Origin of the sequence: Helicobacter mehlei, assembly GCF_007280785.1 — a bacterium.
GTDB lineage: Bacteria > Campylobacterota > Campylobacteria > Campylobacterales > Helicobacteraceae > Helicobacter > Helicobacter mehlei.
The window spans coordinates 23,401-29,805 of sequence record NZ_VKGC01000017.1 but is presented as its reverse complement, the minus strand read 5'-3'; the positions used below and the strand labels follow the sequence as shown (position 1 = coordinate 29,805).

The 6,405-nt window shown below is 43.7% G+C and carries 5 protein-coding genes and 1 pseudogene; 2 read left to right on the top strand and 4 right to left on the bottom strand.

Going from position 1 to position 6,405, the window contains the following annotated elements; genetic code table 11:
- Positions 1 to 261: 261 nt before the first annotated feature.
- The 4 genes and pseudogenes from FNE76_RS06325 to FNE76_RS06310 all read right to left on the bottom strand — a co-directional run bounded on the left by FNE76_RS06325 (position 262) and on the right by FNE76_RS06310 (position 3,050).
- The gene (locus tag FNE76_RS06325; protein ID WP_120948830.1) at positions 262 to 612 is read right to left on the bottom strand and encodes a PBECR3 domain-containing polyvalent protein; all 351 of its coding nucleotides are present in this window, start codon (positions 610 to 612) and stop codon (positions 262 to 264) included.
- A 1-nt stretch (position 613) separates the two neighbouring features.
- A pseudogene (locus tag FNE76_RS06320) lies at positions 614 to 1,640 on the bottom strand (putative barnase/colicin E5 family endoribonuclease).
- A gap of 154 nt (positions 1,641 to 1,794) precedes the next feature.
- Positions 1,795 to 2,469, bottom strand: a complete 675-nt coding sequence (locus FNE76_RS06315; protein WP_143928430.1) for a PBECR3 domain-containing polyvalent protein — start codon at positions 2,467 to 2,469, stop codon at positions 1,795 to 1,797.
- A gap of 326 nt (positions 2,470 to 2,795) precedes the next feature.
- Positions 2,796 to 3,050, bottom strand: a complete 255-nt coding sequence (locus FNE76_RS06310; protein ID WP_235852274.1) for a hypothetical protein — start codon at positions 3,048 to 3,050, stop codon at positions 2,796 to 2,798.
- A 118-nt stretch (positions 3,051 to 3,168) separates the two neighbouring features.
- Here FNE76_RS06310 and FNE76_RS06305 point away from each other — a divergent pair, with 118 nt between their 5' ends.
- Positions 3,169 to 3,564 (top strand): hypothetical protein, encoded by a 396-nt coding sequence (locus tag FNE76_RS06305; protein WP_120948446.1) that lies wholly within the window; start codon positions 3,169 to 3,171, stop codon positions 3,562 to 3,564.
- A gap of 439 nt (positions 3,565 to 4,003) precedes the next feature.
- Entirely contained in the window at positions 4,004 to 6,184 is a 2,181-nt protein-coding gene (locus tag FNE76_RS06300) for an AAA family ATPase (protein WP_143928429.1), read from the top strand.
- Positions 6,185 to 6,405 lie beyond the last annotated feature (221 nt).

The following is a 6,405-nucleotide window of genomic DNA, read 5'->3' as shown; positions in this document are numbered from 1 at the left end:
TTGCCAACATACTTCTTATTGGTGCTCGCATTGCGTGCGTTCAAGCTTTTTACCCCCCCGCTACAATAGGGCGGATCCATACACACACAATCTATACAAGCATCAGGCAAGCCCTGCATAAAGCCTAACGCATCGGCGTTAAAAACTTGGTTAAGATAGGGGGTTAGCATGGGCAAAGCTCCTTAAGGGTGTATTCAGTTGGTTATCGTAGGATCGTTTGGTGGTGTGCACGATGCGTCTAAGCAACACTAGTCTTTGCAACTAGGGGGCGGTGCTATCTTTGGATAGTCGTATTTGCGCACCATCTTTAAAGATGGACTCTGTTTCTAGTCTCCCGTTTCCTTTGCACATGGTTTTGAACTTTAGTGTGTTGTTTTTCTGGCTAATAATTTCCACCGCAATAAAATACCCATTAATTTGTTTGCCAACAACTAAAGCCTTTTGATGGTCCTTAGTGTCCTCTATGCGCATTAAATCAGCATTGTTTATGATTTCCGGATAATGCGCTATATCCTCCCTTGTTATGGCGGCTTGCCCGCTACTTTCAACTAAAGGCGCATTTGGCCCATGTCTTTTTTCAATGTGTTTTAACGCGTTTCCATCAAATAACATTTTAATCGGCTTGGTTAAACCCCTTGGACTCTTCCACCCTAGGCTTTTTGTAATATCCAATACTGGTGGGGTAGAAGTGGCTAGGTTGCTCTAGGCTTAAGGGGAAGAGTTCTAGCTTGTATTGCCCATTAGGCAACTCTAGGCTAAGCATGTGGTGCCCCTCTTCTAGGCTGTAAGTGCCCTCTTTGATGATTTTATCCACCGCTCTTAAAATCTTTTCTTTGTCTGTGTTGCCCACAAAGGGCTCCAATGCCGGCTTGCCCCAATAGTAAATATTGGCCTCTGTGTCCCTAACCCCCCGACCTGCCAATAAATCCACTAACCCCCTTTGGGTGTTGTTGCTTAGGGGCAACTGATAGCCTATGCCAATCGCGCCTAAGTCTGCTCTATAGTAAGCCCCACTCACTTGCCCATGCTTTTTCTTGGCGATGAGCTCTAATGCCTCTAACCCCTTATCTCTGTATTCTGTAAAATCGTGCCCAAAGTGCTTGTAACCCTTGAGCTCTTTAAAAAGTTCCTCTTTAGCTAAGGGCGTGGAACTTAGAGGCTTTTTAGCCAAAAAGCTTAACTCTTGGTAAGTTTCATCCCCCGCCTTTTCAAGCTCTTTAGGGCTTAGATTCTTTAAGTAGTTTTTCCCCCTTGCTGTGGTTTGCTTTTTAAGCGGGGTGGTGGTAGAATCGGCTTTAGGGTTTGAGGACAGAGTCTCGCCCTCAGTAAAGCCTTTAGAGTCGATAATCTTTGAGGCTTCCCGCTCATCTTTGTAAGCCGTTATCACCCATTTATTCTTAGTGGGTTCGCCCATCCAGTTTTGCCTTAAACCTACCCTAAACAAATTCCCATCTTTGGTATATTTAATCGTTGCACTTGTGTTTTCTTGCGCCTCAAATTCTCCTTTGTTGATGATTTCGTCTAAGCCACTGGCTAATTTCTCTTGCGCTGTACTCCCCTCAAACCCCTTAAAGTCATCAAGATGTTTCTATAATTTTTGATAACCCTAGGCCTCTAGCCTCTTTGCCTTTACCCTCCACACTCCCCCACACCAAATCAATATAGCCCAAGTCCTCTCTATAAAACGCCCCGGCTACTTGCCCGCGTTTTTCTTGCAAGAGTTTGGCCACTGCTTCTTTCCCCTTAAGCGCAAATTCTTTAAAATTCTCTCCAAAAGCGGGGTTGGCTTCGATTTTAAGGGGGGCTTGTGTTAGAGTCCGTCTTAGCGGTTTGGGGTCGTGCGTCTAAGTTGACACTAGGCTGTGGGCTTAGCGAGTCTTCGCCATTTTTTGGTCGTTCACCCATACCGCTAAAAATAGGGTTCTTACCCCATTCGCCATTCTCTTTGTATAAAGTTTTTAGCTTCAATTCGTTTTTCTTGGTGCTGATAGTCTCAATCACCATAAAATACCCATCAATCTGTTTAGCACTCGTTAAAAGCTTTTGCCCATCCTTGTTGTCTATCACCTTGCTAATATCTGGTTCATTGACAACTTGCGGGTAATGCTTAATGTCCTCAATCCCTATTGCGGGCTGTTCGTTTTTAATGTGGTGGATAGAGTTAGGCCCATGCCGTCTTTCAATATGCTTTAACGCATCGCCATTAAAAGTAATCTTTACGGGGTATTTGCTATCAAAGCCCAATTCTTGCATTAGGCCTTTGTCTTGGGGGGCAAAATCCCCCATCCACACCTTACCATTAGTCCTTTTAACCTCCTCTAAAAACTCGGGTGTGATCTCTTCAGGCTTGGCTCTTCTTAAAGGCTTGTTAGGGTCTAGGAGATCATCACTGCTTGGGGGTTCATTCCCCCCTTTACCCCCTTTACCCCCTTTACCCCCTTTACCCCCTTTACCCCCACTATCCCCCAAATGGGGGTTAGGTAATCCTCCCCCTCCTCCTCCATCATCTGGAGGTAAGCCCCCCTCAATCTCTCTGATGAGGGCTTTGGTGGCGTTGGCGTTTAATTTGAGATTAAGCGTTTTTATTATACGCTCCCCCCACGGGCTTTACAATAGTCGCCGGAAGGTTTATACAAACTGTGCACATCTCTTGTCTTTAGTGAGTTTGGTCCGCCCCTACCGGGTTGTATTGGTGTGCTATGACCCTTGAGGTAGGGGATCCAAACCTTCTAGCTCTCTCTAAGCTATAAGTTTTTGCAGATGCTCTGCTAGCTCTTATAAAAAGTGCCGTTACTTCACGCTTCGTATTCCTCCTTAGTCGCCTTTCGTATGGGGATGAACTCCGCGATGTCTTGGGCTCTATATACCACATAATCACGAAAGCCCCCATTCTTAGCCCTAGTGTGGAGTAAAATAACATCTTCCTCTTCTTCGGGGTCGTAGGCAGGGCCATCGTAACCCACAAAAATGCCTTCTTCAACCATGCCCTCTGGGCTACTCACAACCCGCACAAACCAACCAACATATTCTTTAAGGCTAAATATATCCATTAATCTCCTTTATTAGTATAAGGTACATTTATACCCAAGTTGCGTGAAAAATATTTGCAAGACAAAATAAAACGCTAGCCTTATCCAAGCCTTTACTAGCCGAGCGGGCGATTCAGGCTTGAACCCGCATACCAACCCTACCACCCCAGAACTTAAGAATCAAGCCCAAACCCTCTACACCCAAGCCAAAGAGCAAGAGCAGGGTTTTAAGCAACTCTTAGAGGGATTAAGCCAGCCTAGTAGCACATTAGAGGCGGGGAATTTGCTTAAGAGTGTGGGGAGTATTGAGAGCAAGATTAAACGCAAGCAAGGGGATATAACCGCTATTGGCGACTTTTTAAGAGCGGCGATTGTGGTGGAACATAAGGGGCAACTCAATAGCCAATTAATGCACATTGAGGACAGCTTAAGAGCGCAGGGTGTCCCGCTCTCATCGGCGCGTATGGCCCTAATAAAGGCCTCTTGTTGCTCGCTCTGCTTGGTTAATCTAAAAATGTCCTCGGCCGCTTGGTAGGCCTTGTAAATCTTGGAATCCCCCCAAATGGACTTTCATTTTATCACTTAAGGGTGTGGGGGAGGCATTAAAAAGCAATCCAAAAAGCCCCGTGGTGTAGCTTTGCTCTTGGGTGCAAATACATCATTAAAGCCCCGGCGCATGGAGGTTTCAATGCATAAATAGATGTCGTGTCCTTTTTTTTTGAGCTCTAAAAGGCGGCGTTGCAAGGCGCGCTTTTGGTTTCTTCATGTTTCTTGTGTACAGTTTCTTTTATTGTGTGCAATTTTTGCGTTAAGGTGGGCATCCCCTTAGTCCATTCAATAGGAAGCTTTGGTGATCCCAAAATGCCCCAGCATTAGCTGTGGGCAGTGTTAATCTTAAAGACTTAAAATTTGCATCTAAATATGATTTTCTATATAATCTTGGTCTTTACATTAAAAAAAATAAAAGGTTTAACATGGGTATCACTGGCATACGCAAAATTGTGTTTGAAGACTTTAGGAATTTGGGGGTCTATGGTTCTAATAAATCTGAAACATGCGAAACAAGACTTGATCTGGGTGTGATTGGAACTGGGGGGTTGATCTGTCTTATCGGAGCCAACAATGAGGGGAAGAGCAATGTATTGGATGGGATTTCAGAATGGGGAGATGGCAAGCTCACTGGTAGAGATAAACCTGACTTTCCCGGTCTTAAAGCTGGAGAGACATGGGTGTCTGTGGAGTATCTTGTCAATGAAGATTTGCTCAAAGAAGTCTTCACGATCTCTGGGTTTCGCGAACCAGCGAGCAAGTTTTTTAAGCAACCTTGGTTTAGGACAAGATACAAAATAGACGATGAATCGTACCAAGAGTTGTTTAGTGAGCCAGTCGAAGCCATTTATGGTGAAAATGATCAGGGGGAAGCAATATTCTTTAAATTGGAAAAGTTTGGCGGGATTGTGCTCACTTGTGCAATAGACTCTTCGGCATGTATCCGTGTCTTTGAGGATGGTAGAGATATCAAAACAGGAGATAAACGCCTAACCGGTGTGAGGGTTAGTGTTGGTGGTTCTGGTAATCTTTCCGAATTAAAAGAGTTGCTTAAACAAGGCGATGTGCCGGGAGTTAAAAAACAGACAGATCAAAATGTGGCGCTTAAGCCATACAAAAAAAAGGTCGGTTTGGATAGAGTAGAGTGTGATGATAGGGATTTTCAGGGGACCGGCATTGCCTTTCCTAAAATTTTTGCTTATGAGGAGGTCAAGGTAAAAGATGAGGAGTTGCGGATTAATTATCAGGGGGTAGAACAATCCGCATTTTTTAAAATGTTATTTAAAGTTTTGGATAAAAAACCAAGCACAATTACAGAGGCCTACAGAGAAAAGCTAGAAGAAGGAAAATTAAACTCTTTAAGATCGGCAGAAAGAGAAATTTGTGATCGTATAAAACAGAAAATTGATGGGCCATTTAATGCGATGTATGAGCTCTATGAGAAGGCTGGGACTTATGCTTTTGGGATAAGCCTTGGAGATGGTGGTGATGTAGGGTTTGATATCTACAAGTACGAGAACAAAGATAGGAACGATAGTCCCGCTCTTGTCTCTCTAGATAGCCAAAGTGAAGGATTTCAGAAATTCTTCCATTTCTTTTTTAATTTTCTCTACAAGGATGAGATTAGACAGGGCGATATTGTGCTCATCGATGAGGCAGAAAATAGCCTAAGTATCCCTGCTCAAAAAAAGTTTGGGAGTTTTCTTAGAGACTTTGGAATAGGGCGGGGCATCACTTTCATTGTGAGCACCCACTCGCCTAATATGCTAGACATGGATCATCTAAATGAGGTGCGGATGGTGGTTAGAAATACAAAAGAGGGGGCTAGGGGATCGTGGATCGCTAATGATTTTTCTGTCCTGCATCAGCCAAGCTATGGAAAAGTCGATACCTTAAAAGAAATCTTTGAGGCTCTTGGCACTCCCAAACTCCACCTTAAGGATAAAAGGGTGATTTTTGTTGAGGGTATCATGGATTATAATATCTTTGGTGCTTACCAGAAAAACTACAGGGGGGATAAAAAACAATTCACACAATTCATATTCCTGCCCATTGGAGGGGTCGGTGGAAATAACAAGGAAATAAAGGAGAAAGTTGAAGCCCTTGGCAATTTTATTGAAGACTTGGACATTAATTATCCTTTCTTACTTGTGGATGGAGATCAAGCAGGCAAAAATATGGAAGAAGAAGCGAAACAGCTGAATATTAGGACTGCTACGCTTACAGAGGCTTTAGGTGGATCTCGTGAAAATGCCACACTGGAGTCTCTTTTTAGCCAAGAGGATCAGGAGAAATTTAGCTTGCGGAGTTGCAAATCAAAGGATCGTGAGGATAAAACAGGAATAGCTGCCGTAGTCTCTAGTGCCCTTAAGAACACTCCAAATCTCGAATTCACAGAAGAGACAAAAAATAATTTAGACACACTCTTTACATTCTTGGAAAAACAAGCAAATCAGCAAAAGCAAGCAAGTTTTCGCGAGATTGAATCTATAATTGCCAAGATAGCAAAAAGAGATCCCAATAGGGCAGAGGAGCTCAAGGAAAAGTTAGTGGATTTACAACACCTCATACAAGATGCGCTTGCGCCATTACAACCAGCTGAGTAAAATTACAGAGAAGGCAAGAGCATGTGTTTGGGTTATGACTGAGTTGATGGCAATGTTCATATGATCTGTTGGCTTTTGCTCACCCAATTTCGTATACCGGAGTGGCAAACATGCCCGCCTATGTGCATCAAAACCCTAATAACCCCTATACACTGCAACGCCCCGACATTTTCTACTAGGCGTACCTCTTTGGTCGTGAGGAGATCACACGCTTTGTATGT